25 protein-coding genes and 1 pseudogene are annotated in these 25,684 nt (G+C 70.5%); 10 read left to right on the plus strand and 16 right to left on the minus strand.

Features of this window, described 5'->3' with window-relative positions; genetic code table 11:
* Positions 1-149: 149 nt before the first annotated feature.
* From ACN20J_RS22885 to ACN20J_RS22900, 4 genes are all read right to left on the minus strand, one after another.
* Positions 150-1,133, minus strand: coding sequence for an SMP-30/gluconolactonase/LRE family protein (locus ACN20J_RS22885; protein WP_419666655.1), 984 nt, complete (start codon positions 1,131-1,133; stop codon positions 150-152).
* A 147-nt stretch (positions 1,134-1,280) separates the two neighbouring features.
* On the minus strand, positions 1,281-2,159 hold the full coding sequence (locus ACN20J_RS22890; RefSeq protein WP_419666656.1) for a TIGR03943 family putative permease subunit: 879 nt from the start codon (positions 2,157-2,159) through the stop codon (positions 1,281-1,283).
* On the minus strand, positions 2,156-3,166 hold the full coding sequence (locus tag ACN20J_RS22895; RefSeq protein WP_246575421.1) for a permease: 1,011 nt from the start codon (positions 3,164-3,166) through the stop codon (positions 2,156-2,158). The genes ACN20J_RS22890 and ACN20J_RS22895 overlap by 4 nt, the downstream gene beginning before the upstream one ends.
* Positions 3,167-3,325: 159 nt before the next feature.
* Positions 3,326-3,835 (minus strand): spore germination protein GerW family protein, encoded by a 510-nt coding sequence (locus ACN20J_RS22900; protein WP_419666657.1) that lies wholly within the window; start codon positions 3,833-3,835, stop codon positions 3,326-3,328.
* A 189-nt stretch (positions 3,836-4,024) separates the two neighbouring features.
* Here ACN20J_RS22900 and ACN20J_RS22905 point away from each other — a divergent pair, with 189 nt between their 5' ends.
* Positions 4,025-6,139: an NAD-binding protein gene (locus ACN20J_RS22905; RefSeq protein WP_419666658.1), complete on the plus strand. Its 2,115-nt coding sequence runs from the start codon at positions 4,025-4,027 to the stop codon at positions 6,137-6,139.
* A gap of 68 nt (positions 6,140-6,207) precedes the next feature.
* A pseudogene (locus tag ACN20J_RS22910) lies at positions 6,208-6,504 on the plus strand (DUF6191 domain-containing protein); the annotation flags it as partial.
* Between the two features lie 104 nt (positions 6,505-6,608).
* On the opposite strand, the gene ACN20J_RS22915 reads toward ACN20J_RS22910, so the two are convergent.
* Positions 6,609-7,007 carry a nuclear transport factor 2 family protein gene (locus ACN20J_RS22915; RefSeq protein ID WP_189843248.1) on the minus strand — a complete coding sequence of 133 codons (399 nt, stop codon included), beginning with the start codon at positions 7,005-7,007 and terminating at the stop codon, positions 6,609-6,611.
* 150 nt (positions 7,008-7,157) lie between these two features.
* Between ACN20J_RS22915 and ACN20J_RS22920 the strand changes: the two genes are divergently transcribed.
* Complete coding sequence (locus tag ACN20J_RS22920; protein WP_419666659.1) at positions 7,158-9,017, plus strand: S9 family peptidase; 1,860 nt, start codon at positions 7,158-7,160, stop codon at positions 9,015-9,017.
* Between the two features lie 85 nt (positions 9,018-9,102).
* Entirely contained in the window at positions 9,103-9,963 is an 861-nt protein-coding gene (locus tag ACN20J_RS22925; RefSeq protein ID WP_419666660.1) for an SURF1 family protein, read from the plus strand.
* A 145-nt stretch (positions 9,964-10,108) separates the two neighbouring features.
* On the opposite strand, the gene ACN20J_RS22930 is transcribed toward ACN20J_RS22925, so the two are convergent.
* From ACN20J_RS22930 to ACN20J_RS22945, 4 genes are all read right to left on the minus strand, one after another.
* The gene (locus tag ACN20J_RS22930) at positions 10,109-11,434 is read right to left on the minus strand and encodes a hypothetical protein (RefSeq protein ID WP_419666661.1); all 1,326 of its coding nucleotides are present in this window, start codon (positions 11,432-11,434) and stop codon (positions 10,109-10,111) included.
* Entirely contained in the window at positions 11,431-12,099 is a 669-nt protein-coding gene (locus ACN20J_RS22935; RefSeq protein ID WP_190230573.1) for a SigE family RNA polymerase sigma factor, read from the minus strand. Before ACN20J_RS22935 ends, ACN20J_RS22930 begins: the two co-directional genes overlap by 4 nt.
* Before the next feature lie 401 nt (positions 12,100-12,500).
* Positions 12,501-13,589, minus strand: a complete 1,089-nt coding sequence (locus ACN20J_RS22940; RefSeq protein ID WP_189843252.1) for an aspartate-semialdehyde dehydrogenase — start codon at positions 13,587-13,589, stop codon at positions 12,501-12,503.
* Positions 13,589-14,863, minus strand: coding sequence for an aspartate kinase (locus ACN20J_RS22945; protein ID WP_361893361.1), 1,275 nt, complete (start codon positions 14,861-14,863; stop codon positions 13,589-13,591). The genes ACN20J_RS22940 and ACN20J_RS22945 overlap by 1 nt, the downstream gene beginning before the upstream one ends.
* A gap of 301 nt (positions 14,864-15,164) precedes the next feature.
* Here ACN20J_RS22945 and ACN20J_RS22950 point away from each other — a divergent pair, with 301 nt between their 5' ends.
* A complete protein-coding gene (locus ACN20J_RS22950; RefSeq protein WP_362001591.1) occupies positions 15,165-15,926 on the plus strand; it encodes a response regulator transcription factor in 762 nt (253 codons plus the stop codon).
* Positions 15,923-17,302, plus strand: coding sequence for a sensor histidine kinase (locus ACN20J_RS22955; protein ID WP_419666662.1), 1,380 nt, complete (start codon positions 15,923-15,925; stop codon positions 17,300-17,302). Before ACN20J_RS22950 ends, ACN20J_RS22955 begins: the two co-directional genes overlap by 4 nt.
* On the opposite strand, the gene ACN20J_RS22960 is transcribed toward ACN20J_RS22955, so the two are convergent.
* Positions 17,265-17,789: an SgcJ/EcaC family oxidoreductase gene (locus ACN20J_RS22960; RefSeq protein WP_362299868.1), complete on the minus strand. Its 525-nt coding sequence runs from the start codon at positions 17,787-17,789 to the stop codon at positions 17,265-17,267. The genes ACN20J_RS22955 and ACN20J_RS22960 overlap by 38 nt on opposite strands.
* A gap of 153 nt (positions 17,790-17,942) precedes the next feature.
* Here ACN20J_RS22960 and ACN20J_RS22965 point away from each other — a divergent pair, with 153 nt between their 5' ends.
* Positions 17,943-18,680: a sulfite exporter TauE/SafE family protein gene (locus ACN20J_RS22965; RefSeq protein WP_362299870.1), complete on the plus strand. Its 738-nt coding sequence runs from the start codon at positions 17,943-17,945 to the stop codon at positions 18,678-18,680.
* Here the strand turns inward: ACN20J_RS22965 and ACN20J_RS22970 are convergent.
* Positions 18,640-18,840 carry a DUF397 domain-containing protein gene (locus tag ACN20J_RS22970; RefSeq protein ID WP_362299873.1) on the minus strand — a complete coding sequence of 67 codons (201 nt, stop codon included), beginning with the start codon at positions 18,838-18,840 and terminating at the stop codon, positions 18,640-18,642. The genes ACN20J_RS22965 and ACN20J_RS22970 overlap by 41 nt on opposite strands.
* Positions 18,837-19,724, minus strand: coding sequence for a helix-turn-helix domain-containing protein (locus ACN20J_RS22975; protein ID WP_362299876.1), 888 nt, complete (start codon positions 19,722-19,724; stop codon positions 18,837-18,839). The genes ACN20J_RS22970 and ACN20J_RS22975 overlap by 4 nt, the downstream gene beginning before the upstream one ends.
* Before the next feature lie 9 nt (positions 19,725-19,733).
* Here ACN20J_RS22975 and ACN20J_RS22980 point away from each other — a divergent pair, with 9 nt between their 5' ends.
* Positions 19,734-20,144: a hypothetical protein gene (locus tag ACN20J_RS22980; RefSeq protein WP_307888730.1), complete on the plus strand. Its 411-nt coding sequence runs from the start codon at positions 19,734-19,736 to the stop codon at positions 20,142-20,144.
* 45 nt (positions 20,145-20,189) lie between these two features.
* Here ACN20J_RS22980 and ACN20J_RS22985 read toward each other — a convergent pair whose 3' ends face one another.
* The 3 genes from ACN20J_RS22985 to ACN20J_RS22995 all read right to left on the minus strand — a co-directional run bounded on the left by ACN20J_RS22985 (position 20,190) and on the right by ACN20J_RS22995 (position 21,979).
* Complete coding sequence (locus ACN20J_RS22985) at positions 20,190-20,849, minus strand: DUF5063 domain-containing protein (RefSeq protein WP_189843261.1); 660 nt, start codon at positions 20,847-20,849, stop codon at positions 20,190-20,192.
* Between the two features lie 55 nt (positions 20,850-20,904).
* Positions 20,905-21,504 carry a recombination mediator RecR gene (gene recR, locus ACN20J_RS22990; protein ID WP_055613476.1) on the minus strand — a complete coding sequence of 200 codons (600 nt, stop codon included), beginning with the start codon at positions 21,502-21,504 and terminating at the stop codon, positions 20,905-20,907.
* Positions 21,505-21,637: 133 nt separating this feature from the next.
* A complete protein-coding gene (locus tag ACN20J_RS22995; RefSeq protein ID WP_079053092.1) occupies positions 21,638-21,979 on the minus strand; it encodes a YbaB/EbfC family nucleoid-associated protein in 342 nt (113 codons plus the stop codon).
* Positions 21,980-22,270: 291 nt separating this feature from the next.
* On the opposite strand from ACN20J_RS22995, the gene ACN20J_RS23000 reads away from it, so the two are divergent.
* Positions 22,271-23,119, plus strand: a complete 849-nt coding sequence (locus ACN20J_RS23000) for an SLATT domain-containing protein (RefSeq protein ID WP_419666663.1) — start codon at positions 22,271-22,273, stop codon at positions 23,117-23,119.
* A 379-nt stretch (positions 23,120-23,498) separates the two neighbouring features.
* Here the strand turns inward: ACN20J_RS23000 and ACN20J_RS23005 are convergent, their stop codons facing one another.
* Positions 23,499-25,001, minus strand: coding sequence for a M20/M25/M40 family metallo-hydrolase (locus ACN20J_RS23005; RefSeq protein ID WP_419666664.1), 1,503 nt, complete (start codon positions 24,999-25,001; stop codon positions 23,499-23,501).
* Positions 25,002-25,232: 231 nt separating this feature from the next.
* Between ACN20J_RS23005 and ACN20J_RS23010 the strand changes: the two genes are divergently transcribed.
* Positions 25,233-25,673 (plus strand): VOC family protein, encoded by a 441-nt coding sequence (locus ACN20J_RS23010; RefSeq protein ID WP_419666665.1) that lies wholly within the window; start codon positions 25,233-25,235, stop codon positions 25,671-25,673.
* Positions 25,674-25,684: the final 11 nt, after the last annotated feature.

Raw genomic sequence — 25,684 nt, forward strand, 5'->3', positions numbered from 1 at the left:
CCCGCCGGATCCGGGCGGGAGAGTTTCGGAATTCCCTTGCCGGAAAGGGGCCTTGGCGCCCCATCCGTACTCGTCCCCGTCCCCGGCCCCGTCCTCGTACTCGGCCCCGTACGGGTACTCGTCCTGCGATCGCGCCGTAGCCCTCCGCGTCAGATCGGGACCGCCACCCCCGTGAACGTCGTCTCCGGGGTCTGCGGGCTGGTGAAGCGGGCGTTGACGAGGTAGAGGCGGTTGCCGAAGCGGGCCGCGGTGGTGGGGACGTCGAAGCGGGGGTCCGTGATCGTGCCGGTCAGGGTGGCTGTCGTGGCCTTGGCGTTGAGGTGGAACACGCTGATGAGGTTCAGGCGGTTCTGGACCACGTACAGGGTTCGGCCTGTTCGGTAGAGGCCGTCGCCGTTGACTACGTTGGCCGCCCCGATCAGGGTGATCTTCGTGGCGTGGCCCGTCCTGAGGTTCACGTTGTAGAGCTCGCCCGGGGTGCTCTTGACGACGATCAGGGCGCGGCCGTCGGGCGTGCCGACGATGCCGTTCGCGTTGTTGACGTCGGGGAGTTGGACCCAGTCGCCCGTGAGGGGGAGGGTTTTCACGGTTCCGGCTCGGCCTCGCGGTACTCCGTAGAGCGCGGCGGCGCGTGAGTCGGTGAACCAGGCGCGGTCGCCCAGGAGCGTGACGTCGTTGATGAAGTGGCCGGTCGGTTCCGTCAGTTGGTGTGTTGCGACCACTTCGCCCGTGCGTGAGTCATGGGTACGGGCCACACCTGTATTGCCGGCCACGTACAGGAGGCCGTCGTGGTCGAGCTTCAGGCCGACGGCTATCAGGCCGGTGCCGCCCGCGAAGAGGATCCTGCCCTCGCCGGTCCGCAGGTCCGTGCGGTAGAGGGCGCCGTTGGCACGCGAACCCATGTACGCGTACGGCTTTCTGCCGATGGCTATGCCCTCGGGGAGGAAGCCGTTGGGGAGCGGGAACTCGGTCGGCCATGTGCCGCCGCCGTGCCCAGTGGTGGCGGTGGCTGCGTTCGCCGTACCTGCGCCTGCGCCCGTCGCCACCGCGAACGCGGTGAGGGCGGCGCCGCCCAGGAGGGCGCGTCGGGAAGGGTGGGGGAGCGAGTGCGGGTGCGGGTGACTGCGGGGCATGGTTGCGGCCTCCGGGAAGAGTGGGTGAGCCTTCAACTCGCTCATCCTGGCCCAGACTTGAGCACCCCTCCCCCCGTACGCCGGCTATCGACAGAGGATCGACAGGTTCCACCGCGAAGTCGGTGGCGTCGGCGGCCTGCGCCCGGGTCAGCCGTTCCAGCTCTCGTCGTACGGGTCCCGCGGCGCCTTGACCGGTTTCACCTCGGTGACGTCGAGGAACGGGATGATGCCGTCGTTCACCGGGTCCTTGGTCTGCTTGGCGGTGTACGTGCCGGTGACCTCCAGCCAGCTGTCCGGTCGCAGGACGGGCGGGATCCGGCCGGTCAGGCCGATCTTCACCGGCTGGGCGTCGGCGGCGCAGCAACTGAGTGCCATACGGACCAGGTACGGGGTGCCGTCGCGGTCCAGGGCCAGCAGGCCGGCGATCTTGATGTGCCGGTGGTTGAGGGAACGGCCGTGGTCGTACGCCGCCCGGCCCGCGTAGTCGACGAGGTTCAGCCGGACCGTCTCGCCTGCGGGGAGGTCCTCGAAGCCCCAGGGCTGCTTCTGCAGGGCCGTGCCGGTACGCATCGCGCTGTACGAGCCCAGTGCCGGCGGCGCCACGAGGATGAGGGCGAGGAGGGGGAGGACCAGGAGCCAGGAGATACGGGGTTCGTGGTGGGCGTGGGGGTGGGTGTCGGCGTCGGCGTCGGTATGGGCGTGCTCATGGAGGTCGGCGGGGGCGTCGACTTGAGCCAGGGCGCCCACTTGATCCGGGGCGTCAGCGCGTGCCAGGGCTTCAGTACGGGCCGGGGCTTCAGTGCGGGCCGCGGCTTCAGCCACTATGTCGTCCCCGTCGGACACACGCACCGCCTGCCGCTCGTACCAGACCGTCGCGACCGCCGTGGCGATCAGGACGACCCCCGCCGCCACCAGCAACGGCTGCAACCCGGCCTTGACGTACCGCAGATAGAGGTCGGTGAGGGCGGCGTGCAGGATCGCGCCGCCGGTGAGGAAGAGGACGGCTGCCTGGGCCTGGCGGTTCACAGGAGCACCGCCCCGACCAGGGCCGAGACCAGGACGGCCAGGGCGAAGGTGGCGGGCGCGAAGCGCAGGGCGAACTCGCGGCCGAACGTGGCCGTCTGCATCGCAAAGAGCTTGAGGTCGATCATCGGGCCGACCACCAGGAACGTCAGCCGGGCCGTGAGCGAGAACTGGGTCAGGGACGCCGCCACGAACGCGTCCGCCTCGGAGCATATGGAGAGCAGTACGGCCAGGACCGCCAGGGCGAGGACCGACACCACCGGGTTGTCGGCCGCGAGGCTCAGCCACTCCTCCGGGACCACGGCCTTGAGCGTGGCCGCGGCCATCGCGCCCACCACCAGGAAGCCGCCCGCGTGCATCACGTCGTGCCGTACGGATCCCCAGAACGCCGCACCCTTGCCGAGGCCGTCGGACGCCGGGCGGGCCGGCGGGCGCAACCAGTCGGCGCGGCCCAGCCGTTGCCACAGCCAGCCCATCGTGCAGGCCACCAGCAGGCTCGCCACGAAACGGGCCGCGACCATCTGCGGTTTTCCGGGGAACGCGACAGCCGTCGCGGTCAGCACGATCGGGTTGATCGCCGGCGCGGACAGCAGGAACGCCAGCGCCGCCGCGGGCGTGACACCCCGGCGCACCAACGCCCCCGCCACCGGCACGGACGCGCACTCGCAGCCCGGCAGCACCGCCCCGGCCATCCCCGCGACCGGCACCGCCAGAGCGGGCCGCCCCGGCAGCGCGCGGGCGAAGAACGACGGCGGGACGAACACCGCGATGACCGCCGACAGCAGCACTCCGAGTACGAGGAAGGGCAGCGCCTGCACCATCACCGCGACGAACACGGTCATCCAGCTCTGCATCACCGGCGCGGACAGCGCCCCGCGGATCGGGCCCTGAAGCACGATCCCCACGATCAGCAGCATGATCAGGACGAGGGGTGAGTTGAACTGCCAGCCCCGCGGTTCGCTCGGCTCGGCGTCCTCAACCCTGGGCGGTGCCGTGTCGGTTGTGGTCACGGGAGAGGTACCTCCGGTAGGGAAGGGCTTCCTGGATGGGTTGCCCTCCACCTTCAGTACGCCCGTTCCGGCACAGCTTCTCATCCCGATGTTCCGGCCGGGCGTGCGCGTGTTCCGGCCAGGGCACGCCCGCCTTCCGGCCAAGGCGTGCCCGAGCCGTCACTTCCTGCGGCGCAGCGCCCCGATGATCCCGGGAAGCGCACTGCCGAGTGCGACCACCGCCAGCGGGACGAAGACATCGACCCAGGGGTCGCGGATCGGGCGGTACGTGGCGAAGCCCTCCTGGATCTCGATGAATCCGATGGGCTTCGCGCCCGCGCCGCCACCTCCGCCACCTCCCTCGCCGGTCTTGGCCGCGCCTGCCTCGCGGCCCACACCGACCCCGAAGCCGAGCCCGACCTTGGCGACGGGGATGACCGTGACGCCGTTCCTCGTCACGGGTTCGCCGTAGACGGCGCTCACCGAGGCACGCCCGCCCAGCTTCTCGGCCAGCCGCTCCAGCAGCGCGACGGCCGGGTTGCCCTTGGGCACCTCCGCGAGGACATCCATGGGAACGCCCTCCGGCGGCTGCGCCGATGTGGTCCCCACCGACTCCACCGGCTCCACGGGCTTCACCGACTCCACGGGCTCCTCGGGCTTCTCCGGCTGTACGGGCTCGTCTTGGGGCATCACTCGTCACCATCCTCTGGCAGTACGGTCTTCGGTCTACGGTCGGTTCGGGCGGCCAGTGTCCCGCGGAACCCCCGCCTCAACTCCCTTGCGGCAGGCCCCTGTGCAACCGTCCGTACCGGTGAGGCACTCTGTGCTGTTGTGGCGAGCCTTCCTAATCAGAGCGGGTCGGACGATCGCGGTGCGCACATGGTGGTGTGCGGGGACGATGCCCTCGCGCACCGGCTGGCGGCCGAGTTGCGTGGCGTCTACGGCGAACGGGTGACGCTGGTCGTGCCGTCCGCCGAGGGCACCGTACGGCCGCCGGTCGTCGGGCGGGCCCGTGCCTCGGCGCTGCTCGACCGCGTGTCGGCGGCGGTGACCCGGGCGACGGCCAACGGCGGCATCGGCGGCGGTGGAAGCGGCAACAGCACCGGCGGGAGCGGAAGCGGAGGCACCGGTGAGGGCGTGGCAGGCCGGGCCACCGTCTCTCTGACCCGTGGAGCCACGTCTCCCCGGGGGACCGCCTCGACGAATCGGTCCGCCACCTCCGAGGAGCCCCGCCCCGCCCGGGTGCTGGAGGCCGCCGTCCTGACCGAGGCCGTACTCGCCGAAGCCGGTGTCGAGCATGCCGCCGCACTGGCGCTCGTCCATGACGACGACGAGACGAACATCCGCGCCGCACTGATGGCCCGGCGCCTCAACCCCCGTCTGCGCCTGGTCGTCCGGCTCTACAACCGCCGCCTCGGCCAGCACATCGAGGCCCTCCTCGACCAGGCCTCCGCCCTGGCCATGGCGGGTATGGCCGACGCCGGTGTCGGCACCGGAGCGAATGCCGCAGGAGACGGTGGAGGAAATGGCAACGGGAACGGCAGTCCGTCCGGGCCCGTACTCCTCGACGCCTCCACGACCGTTCTCTCCGACGCCGACACCGCCGCACCCGCGCTGGCGGCGACCGCGGTCGCCGGGACCAGCAAGGTCGTACAGACCGACGGGCTGATGCTCCGGGCCGTGGAACGGCAGCCCCCGGGCCCCGGGGAGGTCGCCGACCCGGGCCTGTGCACGCTGGCCCTGCTCTCGGCCACCACCAACGACCCGGCCGGCGCGGACGGTTCGGAGAGCAGCGGTGAGCACGGGCCTCGGCTCCTGCCCGACGAACGCTCCGTGGCCGCTGCGACCGGCCGCGGCACCGTCGTCCTGGAGGCGGTGTCGTACTCCGGGCCGCCGCTTCCCGCCGGACGCAGTGTCCTGCCCTTCGGCAGGCTGTTCTCCCGGCGGCTGCGGTGGTCGCTCGCGGGCCTGGTGGCCTGTGTGGTGGCGCTCGCCGTCGCGTCCATGGCGACGACGGGCGACCATCCGCTGCACGCCACCTATCTGACCCTCCTCGATCTCTTCGCCATCAACGACCCCGCCCTCGACGAACCCCTCGGCCGCCAGATCCTCCAACTCCTCTCCGGTCTCGTCGGGTTGCTGCTGCTCCCCGTGCTCCTCGCCGCCGTGCTGGAGGGCCTCGGTACGTTCCGCAGCGGGACCGCGCTGCGGAAGCCGCCCCGCGGGCTCTCCGACCACGTCGTACTCCTCGGGCTCGGCAAGATCGGTACACGTGTCCTCGCCCGTCTGCGCGAACTCCACATCCCCGTCGTGTGCGTCGAGGCCGACCCCGAGGCACGCGGGCTCGCGCTGGCACGCCGGCTGCGCGTGCCCGTCGTCCTCGGTGACGTCACCCAGGAAGGCGTCCTGGAAGCCGCCAAGATCCACCGTGCGCACGCCCTGCTCGCCCTGACCAGCGCGGACACCACCAACCTGGAAGCCTCCCTGTACGCCAGGTCGGTGCGGCCCGATCTGCGCGTCGTGCTGCGGCTGTACGACGACGACTTCGCCACCGCCGTCTACCGCACCCTGCGCGCCACCCACCCGCACGCGCTCACCCGCAGCCGCAGCGTCTCCCATCTGGCCGCGCCCGCCTTCGCCGGAGCGATGATGGGCCGCCAGATCCTGGGCGCGATCCCGGTCGAACGCCGGGTCCTGCTCTTCGCCGCCCTGGACGTCGCCGGGCATCCGCACCTTGAGGGCCGTACGGTCGCCGAGGCGTTCCGCGCGGGAGCGTGGCGGGTGCTGGCCCTGGACAGCGCCTCCCCCGAGGAACGCCGGCCCGGCCCCGCCACCGCTCCCGCCCCGGGCTCGCCCGAGCGCCCGTCGGGCCTGGTCTGGGACCTGCCTCCCACCTACGTGCTCGGCTCCGAGGACCGCGTCGTCATCGCGGCCACCCGACGAGGCCTTGCCGAACTGCTGGGACGACGCCCCCGGGACCGTACGGGCGCGTAGTCCCAGGACCGTACGGGTGTGTGGTCCCGAGTCTGTCCCCGCGGCGCGACCCGCCCCACAATGGGCCGATGGAATTCGCCGTGTTCGCCTCCCTTCCCGGGCTGGTCATCCTGCTGACGGTCATCGCGTTCGTCGATCAGTTGATGTTGCGCGCCGGGCGGGCCGGGGTGCTGCCCTGGCACAACGGGGCGCGGGTCGGACAGGTGTCGGCCACCGGCTTCGAGCAGCTGCACGGCGCGCTGTCACCGGGCAAGCAGAACGAACTCAAGGAGCGGGAGTCCGCCCTCGTGCTCCGGGACGACGAGGAGGACGGCGCGCCCCCGCACCGGACACGCGTCGACCTGGACAGCGGGGTCGCGGTGGTGGTCATAGGCACGCCGGCCCGAGCCCAAGCCGAAACCCAAGCCCGAGGCGAAGCCCCAGCCCCAGCCCGGAACAATGGAGACGGCTCCCCTCAGCGCCCCACCGATCAGTAACGCTCCACCAAGTGCTCCCGCCCCACCGGCGGTTCATACGGCTCGGGCCAGAAGTCCGTGATCGTCAGCACGCGGCCCTCGGCGTCACCCGTGAAGAACGAGATCCCGTACATCTCGTCCAGGCCCACCGTGAAGTGGAGCCAGGTGACGACCTGGCCGGGCTCGGCGACTATGCGCTCGATCCTCAGATGCCAGTCGCCGGGATACTCGCGGTTGAACTCGACGTACCTCTCCCGCCCGCTGACGCGCTCGCGCGTCTGGGGAAGGGTGTAGACGACGTCCTCCGCGAGGGTGTCCGCGAAAGCCGTCCAGTTCCTGTCCTCGGCCGCGGCCCAGAAGCTCTCCACTGTTTCGCGCAGATCTGTTGTGCGCGGATCGGTCGATGAGGTCATGGCGCCATAGTGCACCCGGCCACTGACAATCGGCCCTGACCTGCACGGACCCGGACATTGCCCCTGCCGCGACGGGTTCGGTCCGCGGAGTTTTCCACAGGCTGAGGACCTTGGGAGCGCATTGTCGTCCAGTGCGGGCAGTATGGGGCCATGACTGAGAGCAACGGGTCCGTCCCGCACGAGGGAAGCATGCCGGACTGGGAAAAGCGCTTCCGGGCGCCGCGGGTGTCCTTGCCGGACTGGGCGGAGGACGCGCCGCACCGGTCCTTGTTCGTGTCGAACGCGACAGGGACGTACGAGTTGTACGCGTGGGACCGTGAGACGGGCGACCAGCGCCAGGTCACGGACCGGCCCAACGGGACGACGGACGGCGTGATGTCGCCGGACGGCGAGTGGATCTGGTGGTTCGACGACAAGGACGGCGACGAGTTCGGGATCTGGCGACGCCAGCCGTTCGCCGGGTCCGGCGACAAGGATGGCAAGGGCGACAAGGGCGGCGCGCCCGTTCTCGACGAGCCCGCGGCTCCCGGGCTCGACCCCTCCTATCCCGCGGGGCTCGCGCTCGGCCGGGACGGACGGACGGCGATCGTCGGCCGGTCGACCGACGAGGACGGCTCGACGATCTATGTCAGCCGGATCGGCCAGGACCCCGTCGAGGTCTACCGGCACCGCGAGTCGGCGGGCGTCGGCGATCTCTCGCACGACGGATCGCTGATCGCGATCGAGCACACCGAGCACGGTGACGCGATGCACTCGGCGGTGCGGGTGCTGCGGATGGACGGCTCGGCGGTCGCGGAGCTCGACGACACCAAGGGCGGCACGGCCGAGCTCGGCCTGGAGGTGCTCGGCTTCGCCCCGGTCGACGGGGACACCCGGCTGCTCGTCGGGCATCAGCGGCGGGGCCGCTGGGAGCCGATGGTGTGGGACGCGGCGTCCGGCGAGGAGACGGACCTGGCGCTGGCCGCCCGCCTGGACGGCGACCTGAGCGCCGAGTGGTATCCGGACGGTTCCGCGCTGCTCGTGGTGAACAGCTTCGAGGCGCGCAGCCAGTTGTGGCGGTACGACCTGGCGACCCGCGGCCTGGAGCAGGTGCACACGCCGAAGGGCACGGTGTCGGGAGCGACGGCCCGCCCGGACGGCAGCGTTGAGTATCTGTGGTCGTCGGCCGCCGAGCCGCCGGTGGTCCGCTCGACGTCCGGCGAGGTCGTCCTCGACCCGCCCGGTATGAAGGCCCCGGCGTCTGTGTCCGTCCAGGACGAGTGGGTGACCGGTCCCGGCGGGCGTATCCACGCCCTCGTCCAGCGGCCGGCCGGGGTGACGGGTCCCCTGCCGACCGTCTTCGACATCCACGGCGGCCCGACCTGGCACGACAGCGACTCGTTCGCGGCGGGCCCGGCGGCCTGGGTGGACCACGGGTACATGGTGGTCCGGGTCAACTACCGCGGCTCCACGGGCTACGGGCGCGAGTGGACGGACGCGCTCAAGCACCGCGTCGGCCTGATCGAGCTGGAGGACATCGCGGCGGTACGGGAGTGGGCGGTCTCGTCCGGTCTCGCCGACCCGGACCGGCTGATCCTCACCGGCGGCTCCTGGGGCGGCTACCTCACGCTGCTCGGCGTCGGTATGCAGCCCGAGGCGTGGGCGCTCGGCATCGCGGCGGTGCCGGTCGCGGACTACGTCACGGCGTACCACGACGAGATGGAGGCCCTGAAGGCGATGGACCGCACGCTGCTCGGCGGCACACCGGAGGAGGTCCCGGAGCGCTTCGAGGCGTCGTCCCCGCTGACGTACGTCGACGCGGTGAAGGCCCCCATCTACATCTCCGCCGGGGTCAACGACCCGCGCTGCCCGATCCGTCAGGTCGAGAACTACGTGACCAGACTCGCCGCGCGCGACGCCGTCCACGAGGTGTACCGCTATGACGCGGGGCACGGTTCGCTGGTCGTGGACGAGCGGATCAAGCAGGTCCGTCTGGAGCTGGACTTCGCGGAGCGGCACCTGGGCAAGTGAGCGCACGGGTCCCCTCGTGGGGCGGGTCGGTCGAGAGGCACCCCCTCGGCCGAGCCTCCCGCGAGGGCCCCGTACCTTTGAGGTTGTGTACCGGTTCCTGCTGACGCCCCGCTGGTGGGGGATCAACGTCTTCGTGCTGTTGGCCATCCCCTTCTGCATCTTCATGGGGTCATGGCAGTTGAGCCGGTTCGAGGACCGGGTCCAGGACCACCGTGACGCGGGCGAGCAGGCCACGGCGGCCAAGACGGATCCGGCCAGGCCGCTCGCCGAGCTACTGCCCGTGGACAAGGAGACGTCCGGCAAGCAGACCACTGCGAAGGGCCGGTACGGGAAGCAGTTGCTCGTGCCGGGCCGGGAGCTGGACGACAAGCGCGGCTTCTACGTTCTGACGTTGCTGCGTACGGATGACGGCAGGGCCCTGCCGGTGGTCCGGGGGTGGCTCCCCGGAGCCGCGGACCCCTCGAAGGCCCCGGCCGCTCCGACCGGTGAGGTCACCGTGACCGGCGCGCTGCAGGCGTCGGAGACACCCGGTTCGAACGGCGTGCCCGCGGCCGGTGGTCTCCCCGCCGGCCAGACCGGCGCGATCAGCTCGGCGGCGCTGGTGAACCTCGTGCCGTACGACGTGTACGACGCATGGGTCACGCTCGCCAAGGCCGACGCGGGGATGAAGGCGGTGCCCGCGGCGGCTCCGGCGGACACGGGCCTGGACCTGAAGGCGTTCCAGAACCTGGGCTACACCGGCGAGTGGTTCGTCTTCGCGGGCTTCGTGGTCTTCATGTGGTTCCGGCTGATCCGGCGCGAGGTGGAGTTCGCACAGGACGCGGAACTGGGCCTCGTCGAGGACGACGGCGAGGGCACTCCCCCGGGCCAGGACAGCGACGGCGAGGACGCCGCCACATCCACCACCGCGGACAACACGAAGGTGTCAGCCTCTCCCACCGCCTGACGCGGCCCGACCGGACCGCAAGGCGCCTCGGCCGCCCCGGCCCAACCGGACCTCGGGCCCCGAGGGATCTCCGAACCCCAGGACCGCAGGGGACCCCAGAGGACCGCAAGGGGCCCCGGAGGACCGCAAGGGCCCCGGCCGGGCCTCAGGACCCGGCCAGCACCCCGGTCCGGTAGACCGTCCCGGCGCACGCGTTGGACACGGTCGTGGACACCGTGGGGCCGCCGCCCTCGGCCGAGTAGGAGACGACGACGCTTCCGTCGGCGGCTCCGTCCTCCTTCATGAGCTGCGAGCTCACGCCGCTGGTGCCCTCGGAGGTCGTACCGCCGCTGTCGCCGGTGGTGCTGGTCGGCGTCGGGTCGGGCGAGGGCTCGCCGCCGGTGCTGCCACCGGTGGTCGGACAGGTGCTCGACGGCACCCAGGCGAACTCGACCTCGTAGGCCGAGCCCGGCTGGAGCACCAGCGCGGCGGCGTACGTGGACTGGTCGGGCAGTCCGGCCGCCGCGTCACCCGTGGCGTGCAGGGCCGTGCCGATCGCGGACGAGCTCGCCGCTCCCTGGGCGGCCAGGGCGACCGAGCCGTCGCCGGAGACCGTACAGCTGGCGGCGGAGACGTTGGTGACCCGGAAGGTGCCGTAGACCGCGCCGTTGGCGTCGGGCGAGCCGGCGCTCCCGGAGGCGCTGCCGAGCTGCAGGGACGTACAGGCGGGCACGTTCGCGGCGGAGGCCGACGGCTGGGCGCCTGCGGTGCCGCCGTTGTCCCCCTTGCCCTTGCCGGGCTTGTCCGTCTTGTCGCCCTTGCCCTTGTCGTTGTCCTGGCCCGAGGAGCCGCCGGAGCCGCCCCCCGCGCCGGCCTGCTTGCCCTCGTTCGCGCCGCCCTGGGTCTGCGAGGCGTTGCCCGCGATGGACGGGTCGGCATTGGGGCCGGTGGAGTTCGAGACATGGATGAGGGCCGGGACGGCCGTGCCGATGAAGAGCGCGGCGGCAGCCATGCCGACGACGGCCTGGCGCTTGCGTGCCCGCCTGGCCGGTACCGCGCGCCGCAGATGGTCCAGCGTGCCGTCGGTCGGCTCGATCTCCTCGACGGCCTGGTGCAGGAGCCGCCGCAGGGCCAGTTCGTCGGACCCGAGCGCCCCCAGCGTGAGGCCGTCGGCACCGAACCCGCCCGAGTCCTCCGACTCGGGGCCCGCGGCATCCGTGTCCGAGTGGGCCGAACGGGTCGAGTGGGCCGAAGGGTCCGACTGGCCCGCCGCACCCGAAGGGCCCGAGGACTGCGTCGAGCGCGGCGAAGCGCCGGACGGGTGGTCCGCCGAGCGGCCGTCCGTGTCCGAGACACCCGATTCTTCCGGGCCCGAATTCTCCGAGGCGCCGTGATTCACAATTCCGTTCCCAGCGTGCTGGTCGTGCTCGTTGTCGTCGCTGTAGCCGCGACCGTACTCATCATGGCGTGCCCGCTCGTCTTTCGCGCTCATGCCGGCGCCTCCATGGCGACACGGAGCGCCGCGATGCCGCGCGAGCCGTACGCCTTCACCGAACCCAGCGAGATGCCGAGCGTCTCGGCCACCTGCGCCTCGGTCATGTCCGCGAAGTACCGCAGGACGAGGACCTCGCGCTGGCGCCTCTGGAGCCCCTTCATCGCCTTGATCAGGGCGTCACGCTCAAGCAGGTCGTACGCACCCTCCTCCGCGCTCGCCATGTCGGGCATGGGCTTGGAGAGGAGCTTCAGACCGAGGATGCGCCGACGCAGGGCCGAGCGCGAGAGGTTGACGACGGTCTGCCGCAGATAGGCGAGCGTCTTCTCCTGGTCACGCACGCGCTTGCGCGCCGAGTGCACCCGGATGAAGGCCTCCTGGACGACGTCCTCGCAGGAGGCGGTGTCGTCGAGGAGGAGCGCCGCGAGACCGAGGAGCGATCTGTAGTGGGCGCGATAGGTCTCGGTGAGATGGTCGACGGTCGTGCCGGCCGCCAGGGCTTCGTCGGCGCCCTCGCGCTGGTTCGGCAGGCGGGTCGGGCGCGCTGCGGGCATGGGGGCGATCACCGGCATGCCGCCGCCGGACGCGCCGGACATGCGGGGTCGGCGGGGCGGGCGCAGGGTCGTGCCCCGCGCCGCCACAGTGAATTCGAGTACCTCAGCCACGCCAGTTGGACACGCATCCCCCCGTTGGGGTTGTACGCGACAGGCATCACTTTTGCGTCAGGCTGCACGCCAGACAGTGCGTCAAATGCCCTCATACGTAAAAGCTCATCCCCTATGCCCCATATGAACGTGGCGTCCGGACGCCCCCTGAAGGGCGACCGCAAAGACGCTCCCCGCCCTCCGCGCGGTTGCGGAGAACGGGGAGGAAAATCTTCGAACGCCAGAAGCCTCGGTCGTCGGAAGCCTCGATTCAAGTGGTCCGGACCATTTTCCGACCATGAAAGTCACACAGATCCTACAAACGATTCAACTTTCGACCAGAAAATTTCCGGTCGAAAGCCCCTCGCAGCGCTGTGACACCACAGGACGGCAGCCGCGGCAGCCGCGCGCCCGAGTCACCCTCAACCCAGCTCGGCCGCCACCAGTTCCGCAATCTGGGCCGTGTTCAGCGCGGCCCCCTTGCGCAGGTTGTCCCCGCAGACGAAGAGCTCCAGCGCCGTCGGATCGTCGAGCGCCCGCCGCACCCGTCCCACCCAGGTGGGGTCCGTGCCCACCACGTCGGCCGGCGTCGGGAACTCCCCCGCCGCCGGATTGTCGAAGAGCACGACACCGGGCGCTGTGGCGATGATCTCCCGCGCCCGGTCGACCGTCACCTCGCCCTGGAAGCGGGCGTGGACGGTCAGCGAGTGCGTGGTGACGACCGGCACACGTACGCAGGTGACGGCGACGGGCAGGTTCGGCAGTCCGAGGATCTTGCGGGACTCGTCCCGCACCTTCATCTCCTCCGAGGACCAGCCGTCCTCGCGCACGGTCCCGGCCCACGGCACCACGTTGAGCGCCACCGGCTCCGGGAAGGGGCCCGTGTTGTCTCCCACGGCCCTGCGTACGTCACCGGGGGTCGTCCCCAGTTCCGTACCGGCGACGAGCGCGAGCTGCTGGCGCAGGGTGTCGACACCGCGGCGCCCGGCCCCGCTCACCGCCTGGTACGAGGAGACCACCAGCTCGCGCAGGCCGAACTCGGCGTGCAGCGCGCCCAGGGCCACGATCATGGACAGGGTGGTGCAGTTGGGGTTCGCGATGATGCCGCGCGGGCGCACCCGGGCGGCGTGCGGATTGACCTCCGGCACCACCAGGGGCACCTCGGGGTCCATCCGGAAGGCGCCGGAGTTGTCGACGACGATCGCACCCTTGGACGCGGCCAGCGGCGCCCAGCGCTCGGCGACCTCGTCGGGTACGTCGAACATGGCGACGTCGACCCCGTCGAAGGCCTCCTCCGTCAGGGCCACCACCTCGACCTGCTCACCGCGCACGGCCAGCTTGCGGCCGGCCGAGCGCGGGGAGGCGATGAGGCGGATCTCGCCCCAGATGTCCGCGTGCTGGGACAGGATCTGGAGCATCACAGTGCCGACGGCCCCGGTCGCTCCCACGACCGCGAGCGTCGGCCCCACGGACCCGGGTCGCACGGTCCCGGGTCCCACAGTCTTGGCCATCAGCGGCCGGTGCCTCCGTAGACGACTGCCTCGTCGCTGTCGGAGTCGAGCCCGAAGGCGCTGTGCACGGCGCGCACGGCCTCGTTGACGTCGTCCTGGCGGGTCACCACCGAGATGCGGATCTCAGAGGTCGAGATCAGCTCGATGTTGACGCCCGCGTCGGACAGCGCCTGGAAGAACGAGGCGGTGACGCCCGGGTTGGTCTTCATCCCGGCGCCGACCAGGGAGATCTTGCCGATCTGGTCGTCGTAGCGCAGCGAGTCGAAGCCGATCGCGCCCTTCGCCTTCTCCAGGGCCTCGATGGCCTTGTGGCCCTCGGTCTTGGGGAGGGTGAAGGAGATGTCGGTAAGACCCGTGGAGGCCGCCGACACGTTCTGCACGATCATGTCGATGTTGATCTCGGCGTTCGCGATGGCGCGGAAGATCACCGCGGCCTCGCCCGGCTTGTCCGGGACGCCGACGACCGTGATCTTGGCTTCGGAGATGTCGTGCGCGACTCCGGAGATGATGGCGTGCTCCACCTGCGCGTCCCCTTGCGGATTCTCGTTGCTGACCCAGGTGCCCGGCAGTCCCGAGAAGGACGAGCGGACGTGGATCGGGATGTTGTAACGGCGTGCGTACTCGACGCAGCGGTGCAGCAGCACCTTGGAGCCGGAGGCGGCGAGCTCCAGCATGTCCTCGGAGGAGATCCAGTCGATCTTCCGTGCCTTCTTCACCACGCGCGGGTCGGCGGTGAACACACCGTCGACGTCCGTGTAGATCTCGCAGACCTCGGCGTCGAGGGCGGCGGCGAGCGCGACGGCGGTCGTGTCGGACCCGCCCCGGCCCAGCGTGGTGATGTCCTTCTTGTCCTGGCTCACGCCCTGGAACCCGGCGACGATGGCGATGTTGCCCTCGTCCAGCGCGGTCCTGATGCGGCCGGGCGTGACATCGATGATGCGCGCTTTGTTGTGGACGGAGTCGGTGATCACGCCTGCCTGGCTGCCGGTGAAGCTCTGGGCCTCGTGGCCCAGGTTTTTGATCGCCATGGCCAGCAGGGCCATGGAGATCCGCTCTCCTGCGGTCAGCAGCATGTCGAACTCACGCCCGGCAGGGATCGGGGATACCTGCTCGGCGAGATCGATCAGCTCATCCGTCGTGTCACCCATCGCCGACACCACGACAACGACCTGATGGCCGTTCTTCTTGGCGTCGACGATCCGCTTGGCGACACGCTTGATGCCCTCGGCATCGGCTACGGAGGAGCCTCCGTACTTCTGCACGACAAGGCCCACGTGCGCTCCTCGCTCAGTCCGTCTCGTACCGCACGACTGCGGTCGGCTCAGTCTAACGAGCGGCCGAATTCCACCCCGGCGATATCGCATCGTGAGATGTCCCGCTCACGAGTTGATCACCCGGGTCCGTCCGGCTTTCGGTCGTCCGATCGGTCGGCTTCCGTCCACCGGCCCTTCGGCCGCTCCAGGACCGCATCTGCCCTGCCCGGACGCACCTCACTCGGAAAGTGCGCCGCGTCACACTCACGAGCCGTCGCGTTAATTTTCAAGCAGTTGAATTTCAAGCATTAGGGTTCCGCCTGTGCGCGTACTCCTGGTGGAAGACGACGAGCCGGTAGCCCAGTCGCTCCGGCGCGGGCTGCTGCGTTACGGCTTCGAGGTGGCCTGGGTCGCCACGGGCGGTGACGCCCTGGCCCACGAGGATCCGTACGACGTGGTGCTGCTCGATCTCGGGCTGCCCGACACCGACGGTCTGGACGTCTGCAAGGCGCTGCGCGAGCGCGGTGACGTGCCGATCATCGTGATCAGCGCGCGCAGCGACGAGACGGACCGGGTGGTCGGCCTGGAGCTCGGCGCCGACGACTACGTCACCAAGCCGTTCGGAGTGCGCGAGGTCATCGCGCGGATAAGGGCGGTGATGCGGCGCGCCCAGCCGCGTACGGCGGCCGAGGCCGCGGCGGCCGGACCGGATCGGTACGGGTCCCGGCTGACCGTCGACCGCAAGGCGGCCCGCGTCCGGCTGGACGGCGAGGAGGTCGCGCTCGCGCCCAAGGAGTACGACCTGCTGGCCTTCCTCACCGAGGAGCCGGGCGCGCTGATGTCGCGCGAACAGATCATGGAAGCGGTCTGGGACGCGAACTGGTTCGGGCCGACCAAGACGCTGGACGTGCATGTGGCGGCGCTGCGGCGGAAGCTCGCGGGCGCGATCACGATCGAGGCGGTCCGCGGGGTCGGCTTCCGCCTGGAGATCGACAAGGACGGCGACCGCGGCGACGGCGGCACGAGCAGCGACGGCGGGAACAGCGCCAGCGCCGGCGGCAACAAGGGTGACGCCTCCTCATGATCCGGCAGCTGATCGTCAGTTACGTACTCCTGGTGGCGATCGCGCTGGCCGCCTTCACCGTGCCGGTGGCCTTCACGCTGACCGCGCAGCTGCGCGGGGACACCGAGGAGTCGGTGGAACGTGAGGCCACCACCATGGCGCTGCTGCTGGGCGAGGGGGACGCGTCCTCTCGGCAGGCGCTGGTGCGGATGGCCGGGGCCTACTCCCAGGACACCCCCGGCACCGTCCAGGTGACCGACGCCGACGGCGCGGCGGTGGCTTCGCTCCCCCTCCCCGCGGACGACAAGGCGATCACGCGGGCCCTCAAGGACCATGAGCCGACGGTCGACTGGGGCTCCTCCTTCGTCTGGGGGCGGCACCTCGTGGTGACCGTGCCGGCCGAGTCGGCGGACGACAAGAACCAGACCGTGGGCGCGGTACGCATCAAGTACGCGACCTCCGACCTCAGCAGCCGGCTGTGGAACATCTGGGGCTTCCGGGCCATACTCGCGGTCGGCGTGCTGGCCGTGGCCGCCTTCATCGGCGCCTTCGTGGCCCGCCGCCTCACCCGCCCGCTCCGCCAGCTCAACGACATGGCGACCCGTTTCAGCGACGGCGACCTGACGGCACGCTCGCCGGTGGAGGGCCCGCACGAGACCCAGCAACTGGCTCGCACCCTCAACTCGGCCGGCGAACGCCTCGACAGCCTGGTCGCCGCCCAGCGGATCTTCGTCGCCGACGCCTCCCACCAGCTGCGTACGCCGCTGACGGCACTGCGCCTCTCCCTGGACAACATCGCGGACGGCACCGACGACGAGTTCGTACGGGAGGACGTGGAGCAGGCCACCTCCGAGGTGGTCCGGATGAGCCGCCTGGTGAACGGGCTGCTGGTGCTCGCGCGCGCGGAGGCGAAGGTGTCCGCGGCCGAACCGCTGTCGCTGCTCGACGTGATCGAGGAGCGCTTCGCGGTGTGGAGACCGGCCGCCGACGAGCGCGGAGTCACCGTCGCTCTGGGGGGAGTTGCCGGCGGCCGGCCGTTCGTGCTGGCCAGCCCGGGTCACTTGGACCAGGTGCTGGACAACGTCCTGTCGAATGCTCTGGAGGTCTCACCGGACGGCGGGACGATCACCGTGGAGGTGTCGTCCCACCCCGACGAGGTCGTGATGTCGGTGCTGGACCAGGGGCCCGGCATGTCCGACGCGGAGAAGTCCCGCGCCTTCGACCGCTTCTGGCGCGGCCAGGGCCTGACGGGCCGGGCCGGCTCGGGGCTCGGCCTGGCCATCGTCAAGCAGCTGGTCACGGATGACGGCGGTACGGTGGCGCTGCGGGACGCCCCTGGTGGGGGGCTGTGCGTCCGGTTCAGCCTGCGGCGGGCAGCACCGAGGAGTGGTGGTTGACGATCAGCCACTTGCCGCCGCGCTTCTCGTACTCGTACGTGTAGCGGGCCTCGACGTCCTTCTTCTCACCGGTCTTGGGGTCGGTCAGGTTGAAGACGTACAGCCCCGCGTCGATCGCCGAGTTGCCGTCCAGGACGTTGATCACGGACTTGATCTTCGTGCCCTTGGGCTTGTTCAGCAGGAAGTGGTCGAAGTAGTCGACGATCTCGGCGTGGTTCGTACGGATCTTGGGCGAGGCGGTGGGCAGGAGTACGGCGTCCGAGGCGTAGCGGGCGGCGACCTTCTTCGAGTCTCCGGTCTGCAGGGCCGCGTTCCAGCCGTCGAACAGCGCGGCGATCTCCGCCTTGGACGCCTTCTTCGCGTGCTTGGTGGTGGAGGGCTTCGACTGCTGCTCCGGCGCGGCCTGGCTGACGCCGACGGTGACGGCTCCGGCGGCCACGAGGGCGACGGTGACGATCGCTGCACGGGTCCGTATGTGACGCTGCATCACAACTCCTGTGTGGTGGGGTGGACTTGCTCCCCTGGGGGAGTGATCCAACCTTCGCTTCACACCGGTTAGGCCCCGTGCAGCGCAGATGCAGCGCACGGACAACGTTCGTACAAAACAGCAAAAGGCGCAGGTCACGGAGAGGGTTCGGCAATGGCGGGTGGCTGGGAGGCCGGTTTGCTGCTGAGCGGCATCGTGCTGCTCGGTTCCTGTGTGCAGTGGCTCACCGGTATGGGCTTCGCGCTCGTCGCCGTGCCCGCGCTGGTGCTGCTGCTCGACCCGGCGCAGGGTGTCGTCCTCGCCAACTGCGTCTCGTGCGCCATCTGCCTGGTCGGCCTCGCGGGCGGCCTGCGCGCGGTCCGGCTGCGCGCGATGGTGCCGCTGTGCGCCGCGGCGGCCTGCACGGTCCCCCTGGGCACCTGGCTGGCCCGCCGACTCCCCGAGCCCGTCCTGCTCGCCTGCATGGGCACCCTGGTGACGGCCGCCGTCCTCCTCGTGATGCGGGGCGCCCGGCTACCGTCCCTGCGCGGAAGCGGCGGCGCGGTGGCCGCGGGCGCGGTCGGCGGCTTCATGAACTCCGCGGCGGGCGTCGGCGGCCCGCCGATATCCCTGTACGCCCTCAACGCGGGCTGGACCGTACGGGAGTTCGTGCCCAACGCGCTGTTCTACGGGGTGGTGGTGAACGCCTTCTCCATCGCCGCGAACGGGGTGCCCCAACTCGCCGCGCCTGTGTGGGCGTTGGTGGTGGCGGGGATGGTCGTCGGAGGGTCGATCGGCAGATGGCTCGCGGGACGGCTACCGGAGAGGCAGGCCCGCCTGCTGGTCCTGCTGCTGGCGTTGGTGGGCGGGGTCATGACCCTGGGGAAAGGGTTGTGGGAGTTGCTGAGATGAAGGCGGACCAGGCGGGGGCCCGTACCTTCAACTGTGGGCTGTCGAAGGCCAGTTTGGTGTCACGTATGTGGGTTGTGGTGGGGGTGAGGGCGACTGACACGCAGTTGTCACCCTCGGCGTCGCTGTGACTGGACTTGAACCACGTCAGTTGCTCGCTCATAGCGCGTCCACCATCCGCTCGATGAAACCGGCCGACTCAGCAGGGCCGAGAGCCACGGTGCGGATCATGCTAAGCCGCTCGATGTGCGCGCTGACCACCCCTGGGTCGGACGTGAACTGACTCACCGACTGGCCTGTCGAGTACGCGAAGCGCTCGTGGTCGTGCGTCTCCAGCATCACCATGGGGCCGCCGAGGGCGGCAGGGATCGCCCGGTCGAACGGGAGCACCTGGATCGTGACGTTGTTGCGCTTCCCCAGTTCCAGGAGGTGGAGCAACTGCTCCCGATCCACCTGACAGCCACGCAGCACTGCCTCGTGCAGCACATAACTGCAGGCCACCGGCGGCTTGCGGGTGAGGAGTTCCTGGCGCTCCATCCTCGCCGCGACTCGCTCCTCGACCGTCTCCTCGTCCAGCGGCGGGCTGAAGTTGCCGATCAGCCCCGTCGCATAGGCCTTCGTCTGCAACAGGCCGGGGACCAGCAGCGTTTCGTACGACCAGATGCTGACCGCTTCCCGCTCGTACAGCATGAAGTCCTGCGCCCGCGCCGGGAACGGCTCCCGCTTCACATAGTCCTTGGCCGCACTCAGCAACCCCTCCGCATGACACAACTCGTCCGCCGCGTCCAGGACGCGCGGCGTCGGCATGCGTACGCCCTGTTCCATGGACTTGATGGTGTCCGGTGAATAGTTGGCGGCGGCGGCCAGTTCCTCGCGGGTCACGTTCGCTTTGGTGCGCCAGCGTTTCAACTGGTTGCCGCTGTATCGCCAGTTGAGCGGCGACGGCGTGGAGGAGTTGTACTGGACTGACACTGCGGCCACCTCCGCCTGATACACCCCGGCGTGTATCTCCTCGGTCACTACCGAGCGTAGCTGCGCGACCGCCATCGTGTGACCATGACGAACGCACTCCCCCACTACCGTCCCGAGTGGGTCCCCCTCGCCGGCCACCAACTCCGCCTGTCCGGCATCCACTTCGACACGATCCGTATCCAGGGCGTACGCGGGGAACAGGTCGCCGCGGACCTCGTCGAGGCGACGGACGGCGACGCGGGGCCCGTCGTCTGCGAGGCGGTCGGGTTCCGGTGGATGTACTTCCTGCTCGCGCCCGGATCCGCGAGGGCACACACCTGGCCGCTGGGGGTGCAGCGGTTCGGCGGGGCGGGGAGCCGCACGGTCACGTACATCGGGATTCCGGCGCTGGACGGCAACACGTGGCCGCTGCAGTGGTACAGCGAGCCGACGCCCACCACGCCGTACGTCGACCCGGACCGGCTGCACGCGACGCTCGGCCTCCGCTGCGCGTGAGTGCGCTGTGCGAGCGCCGCGGCAGCAACTTGCCTGCGGCCGGGGCTACTTGACCTCGCGCAGGCCCAGCGGGCCCGCGATCTCCTCCGCCATCACCTTGCCGGCCGCCTCCGCGAGGGCGTCCTCGCTGAGGTCCTGGTCGGTGTCGAGACCGTCCAGTTCCTCCAGGGGCTGGTTCAGGCGGACATGGGCGACCAGGGACTGGAGGGCGCGCAGGGTGGCCGAGGCGGTGGAGCCCCAGTTGGAGAAGTACGAGAACTGCCACCACCACATGGCCTCGGTGGTGCGGCCCGCCCGGTAGTGGGCCATGCCGTGACGGAGGTCCGTCATGACGTCGGCCAGGTCGTCCGAGATACGGGCCGGGACCGGGGGCTTGCGGGGCTCGTACGGGTCGAAGACCTCGGAGTAGACGTCGACCGGGTCGAGCATCTCCGCGAGGCGCTCGCGGATGTCGTCGACGTCCGGCTCGGGGCCGAGGTCCGGCTCGTAGCGCTCGTCCGGGACGATGTCCTCGTGCGCACCCAGCCGGCCGCCGGCCAGCAGGAGCTGGGAGACCTCCAGGAGGAGGAAGGGGACCGCCGAGTCCGGCTCGTCGCCCTTGGCGACCTCTGTGACCGCTACGAGGAAGCTCTCCACCTGGTCCGCGATCTGGACCGCGAAGTTGTCGGGGTCCTGCCCCGTCGCGTGCAGCGTGGCGTCAGACATCTAGAAGCCGGCCTTCCTCAAGGACTTCGACAGGACCTTCGTCCCAATTGCTCGTTCAGACATCCAGCAGCCGCCTTCCCTCGAAGGCGCGCCCCAGAGTGACCTCGTCGGCGTACTCGAGGTCACCGCCCACCGGCAGCCCGCTGGCGAGGCGGGTGACCCTGAGGCCCATGGGCTTGATCATGCGGGCGAGGTACGTGGCCGTGGCCTCGCCCTCCAGGTTCGGGTCCGTGGCCAGGATGAGCTCCGTGACCGTGCCGTCCGCCAGGCGCGCGAGCAGTTCCCTTATACGCAGGTCGTCGGGGCCCACGCCCTCGATCGGGCTGATCGCGCCGCCCAGGACGTGGTACTTGCCCCGGAACTCACGCGTCCGCTCGATCGCGACGACGTCCTTGGGCTCCTCGACCACACAGATGACCGTGAGGTCGCGGCGCGGGTCGCGGCAGATGTTGCACAGCTCCTCCTGCGCCACGTTCCCGCAGGTCGCGCAGAAGCGGACCTTCGCCTTGACCTCCATCAGGCACTGGGCGAGACGGCGTACGTCCGTCGGCTCGGCCTGGAGGATGTGGAAGGCGATCCGCTGCGCGCTCTTGGGACCGACGCCGGGGAGCCGCCCCAGTTCGTCGATGAGGTCCTGGACCACGCCTTCGTACACGGATTGCCTTCCTGTTCCTGCTCGTCGCCCTGCTCGTTCGCTGCTCGTTCGGTACGTACCGTAGTCGCGCTTGCCCTCTTGGTACGTACGGTAGTTGGCGGTCGGCCGTCTTAGAAGGGACCGCCGGGTTGACTTAGAACGGCAGGCCGGGGATGCCGCCGCCACCCAGGCCCTGGGCCAGCGGGCCGAGCTTCTGCTGCTGGAGGGTCTGGGCGTTCTCGTTGGCCGCCTGGACCGCCGCGACGATCAGGTCGGCGAGGGTCTCGGTGTCCTCGGGGTCCACGGCCTTAGGGTCGATGACCAGGCCGCGCAGCTCGCCGGAGCCCGTCACCGTCGCCTTCACCAGGCCGCCGCCCGCCTGTCCTTCGACCTCCGTCCGCGCCAGCTCCTCCTGCGCGTTCGCGAGGTCCTGCTGCATCTTCTGGGCCTGCTGGAGCAGCTGCTGCATATTGGGCTGGCCACCACCGGGAATCACGATCAGCTCCTGGTTTCGTACGGCTGTGAGTACGGCTGTGTGTACGGCTGTCCGGCAGGGTTTTCCCGCCTTGGGACGAGCCTACGTGGTCTGCCGAGCCGTCGCTCCAGCACTCTTTCGAGTGAGACGGCGGATTGGCCTATACCTGATCAACGCCCACGTCCGAGCGGAAAACCCCCGAAACCGGGTCCATCGCCACCCATTGGGAGGTAGTAAGAGTGCGGCGCAGCAGCATCTCGTGAACCTTGCGCCACGTTACCGTCACGCAACGTCACGAGTAGGGAGCGTCGGGTGAGCCAGCCGGACATGCAGCCCGAGGGGTCGGCCCAGGACGGGGACGGTCGGGGTGATGGTGCGAGGGCCGGTGGTCCGAGGCCTGGGCCGGGAGGGTTCAGGCCCGGCGGACCAGGGCGGAGCGGTCCGCGACGCGGTGTTCCCGGCCGGGGCGCGCTCGGGCCCGGCGGGCCGAGGTCCAGCGATCTCATGGGGCGTACGTTCCCTCTCGGGGACTGGGGTGAGCCGGCCGAGCGGCTCCACGAGCTGTACCGGTGGGTGGAGGCGGGGGCGCTCACCACGGCGTCCTGGTATCTCGCCGAGCGGGTGTGGAAGCGGCGGGGGGCGCGGGTGTTGCGGGGCGGGGCCGCGGTGGGGGTTCTTGCCGGGGCCGCGTTGCCTCTCCTCGATGTCACCGGGGTGGTGGGCGGGGGTGCCGTCTTTGGATACCTGGGGTTGCTCGTCGGGGTCGCCTGTGTGGCGGGGGACCGTTTCTTCGGGGTGACGGCCGGGTGGATAAGGGATGTGGCCACGGCTCAGGCCGTGCAGCGGCGGCTGCAGGTACTTCAGTTCGACTGGGCGTCCGAGTGTGTACGGGAGGTCCTCGGGCCCACCGAGGGGACCGCGGGGGAGGCTGCCGAGCGGTGTCTTGGTGTGCTTCGGCGGTTCTCGGAGGATGTGGCCGAGCTTGTGCGGGTGGAGACGTCGGACTGGATGGTGGAGTTCCGGACGGGGGCGGGGCCGCTGGCGATCCAGGCGGGCGCGGGCGGGGGTCCACGGGTGGACACGGCCCCACCCGGGCGCCCCCCGCTCCCCCCGGGCACCCGCCCGAACATGCCACGCCAGCGACCGCCCGAGCCCCGATAGACCTTTCTTCGCCCCCGCCGCCCCTACCCATTCCCGTCCCTTTCTGGGGGCTCCGCCCCCAGACCCCCGCTCCTCAAACGCCGGAGGGGCTGGGGGTTCGGGGTGGGTGGGGAAGTGCGGGTGGGTGGGCGAGAAACGGCCTGGACGGCCTTGTCCTCAAACGCCGGACGGGCTGGGTGGGTGGGGACTTGCGGGGTGGGATGCGTGCGGGTGAGTCGTGGCTAGGTGCGCAGTTCCCCGCGCCCCTGAAAACCTGGGGGCGCGGGGAACTGCGCAGTCTTTTAGCCTCTCCGGCGTTTGAGGAGCGGGGGTTCGGGGGCTGGCCCCCGAGTAAGGGACGGGAATGGGTAGGGGCGGCGGGGGCGAGGAAAAGTACGGGTTATACCTGGGGCAGTGGGAATGACACCGGGCCCCGTAGACCCGCTCGGTTTACCGCTCTTACTCCGAAGAAGACGTTGTCCTTGGACAGGTCCACCTCGTGGGAGGTCACGTCGCCGACCGGGATGATGTGGGTCCACTCGGGAGCCGTGGTCTCGCGCCAGACGACCTCGTAGCCCGCCAAGTCGGGCTCGGAGCCCCGGCTCCAGGTCAGCTCCGTGGAGTTCGTCAGCGCGGCCGTCAGGATGCGCGCGTTGCGCGGCGCGGCCGGGGCCTGGGCCAGCGTCCAGAGCGCGGCCGCGTTCACACGGGCGACCCGGGCCGTGAAGGGGAAGTCGCAGAACTCCGGCAGGTCGCCGAATTGCTTGCCGCCCTCGACCCGCACGTCCTGGTGCTGGTGCGCGAAATCCTCGGCCGGCTCGGTGAAACGCGCAGCCGCATAGCCCTGTTCGAGGAAGGGGATGTGGTCACCGCCCCGCCGGTACCGGTCCCGGCGGTAGACGACACGTACATGCATACCCGTCGCCGAGTTGTCCCCGGTGTCACGCACGAACCGCGCCAACTGCCGCGACGGCGAGTCGTTCTCGCCGCCCACCGACCGGCGCGTCGCCGCCTGCTCGGGGGTCTCCGACGTGGGCACGCCCTCGGCGAAGAGACGGATCGTGTACGGGTCCTTCGTCCCGTCGTCCGCCTTCGAACTGCCCACGATGTCGTTCGTGAACATGGCCTGCACATCCGTGCCCGCCGCCTTGAACCGGGACGCCATGTGCGCGGCCCCGTATAGCCCCTGCTCCTCCCCCGCGACAGCCGCGAACACGATCGTCGACGCCGGGCGGCGCTTCGCCATCACCCGCGCCAGTTCCATCGCCACGGCGACCCCGGACGCGTCGTCGTCCGCGCCCGGGGCGTCCGAGGTGGCGTCCATGACGTCGGTGACGCGGGAGTCGTAGTGCCCGGAGACGACGTACACCCGCTCCGGTGTGACCGAGCCCCGCAGGGTCGCCACCACGTTGGTGATACGAGTCGCGGTCGGGATACGGGACGCGGGTTCCTGGACGTACGACTGGAGTTCGGCCGTCATCCGGCCACCGGACCCGGCGGCGTACGAGCGCATCTCCGCGAGGATCCAGTCGCGGGCCGCGCCGATGCCGCGGTCCGGGTCGTCCTGGGTGGAGAGGGTGTGCCGGGTGCCGAAGGAGACGAGTTTGCGGACCGTCGCCTCGATGCGGTCCGCGTCGATCTCCTTCAGCAGGGCGCGCAGTTCACGGGAGGGGGCCTGCGCGGTGGCCGGCGGGCGCGAGCCCGGCGGCGCGGCCTCGGCGGACCGCGCGGGCGTGTCCACGAGCTCGGCCGTCGGCATGGCCGCAGCGGACGCGGCGGGCGCCGCGGACGGCCCCACCGTGACGGCCCCGGCAGCCGCCGTCGCGGCCAGGACGGTTCTTCTGCTGGGGCGTATGTGCGGGTCGGGGGGTGGGGTGGGGGATGAGGTGGGGGTGGGTGACATGGATCCATGGTTGTGCGCGTGTCCGGCGCACACAAGGGTCCCTGCCATCACCCGAGCGGCCCCGGCCCCACCCCCGGCTGCGGAGGTGCCCCCACCACTCCCGGAGTCCGGTGGTCTGCGGATGTCGAGAACGTGTCACCGGCTCCGTCCCAGGGACGTCAGCGGCCACCACCCGGCCGCACGAGGAAGAAGAAACAGAAGAAGAAGCAGAAGGAAGAAGGAGAAACCAGCATGGCTATTCAGCGGATGGACAACGTCGGCATCGTCGTCGAGGACATGGACGCCGCCATCGCGTTCTTCGTGGAACTCGGTATGGAGCTGGAGGGCAGGGCGGAGGTCAAGGGCCTCGTCGCCGACCAGTGCACCGGGCTCGACGGCGTCCACTGTGACATCGCGATGGTCCGGACCCCGGACGGTCACAGCCGGCTGGAGCTGTCGAAGTACCGCACTCCCGCGGCGATCAGCGACGGGCCGCGCGACCGGCCGCACAACGTGCTGGGCACGCACCGCGTCATGTTCGCCGTCGACGACATCGAGGACACCGTGGCCCGCCTGCGCCCGCACGGCGGCGAACTCCTCGGCGAGATGGCCCGGTTCGAGGACAGCTATCTGCTCTGCTACGTCCGCGGCCCGGAGGGCATCATCGTCGGACTGGCCGAGCAACTGGGCTGAGACCGGCTCAG

The organism is Streptomyces sp. 2-1, from assembly GCF_048564895.1.
In the GTDB taxonomy this organism is placed as follows: Bacteria; Actinomycetota; Actinomycetes; order Streptomycetales; family Streptomycetaceae; genus Streptomyces; species Streptomyces phaeochromogenes.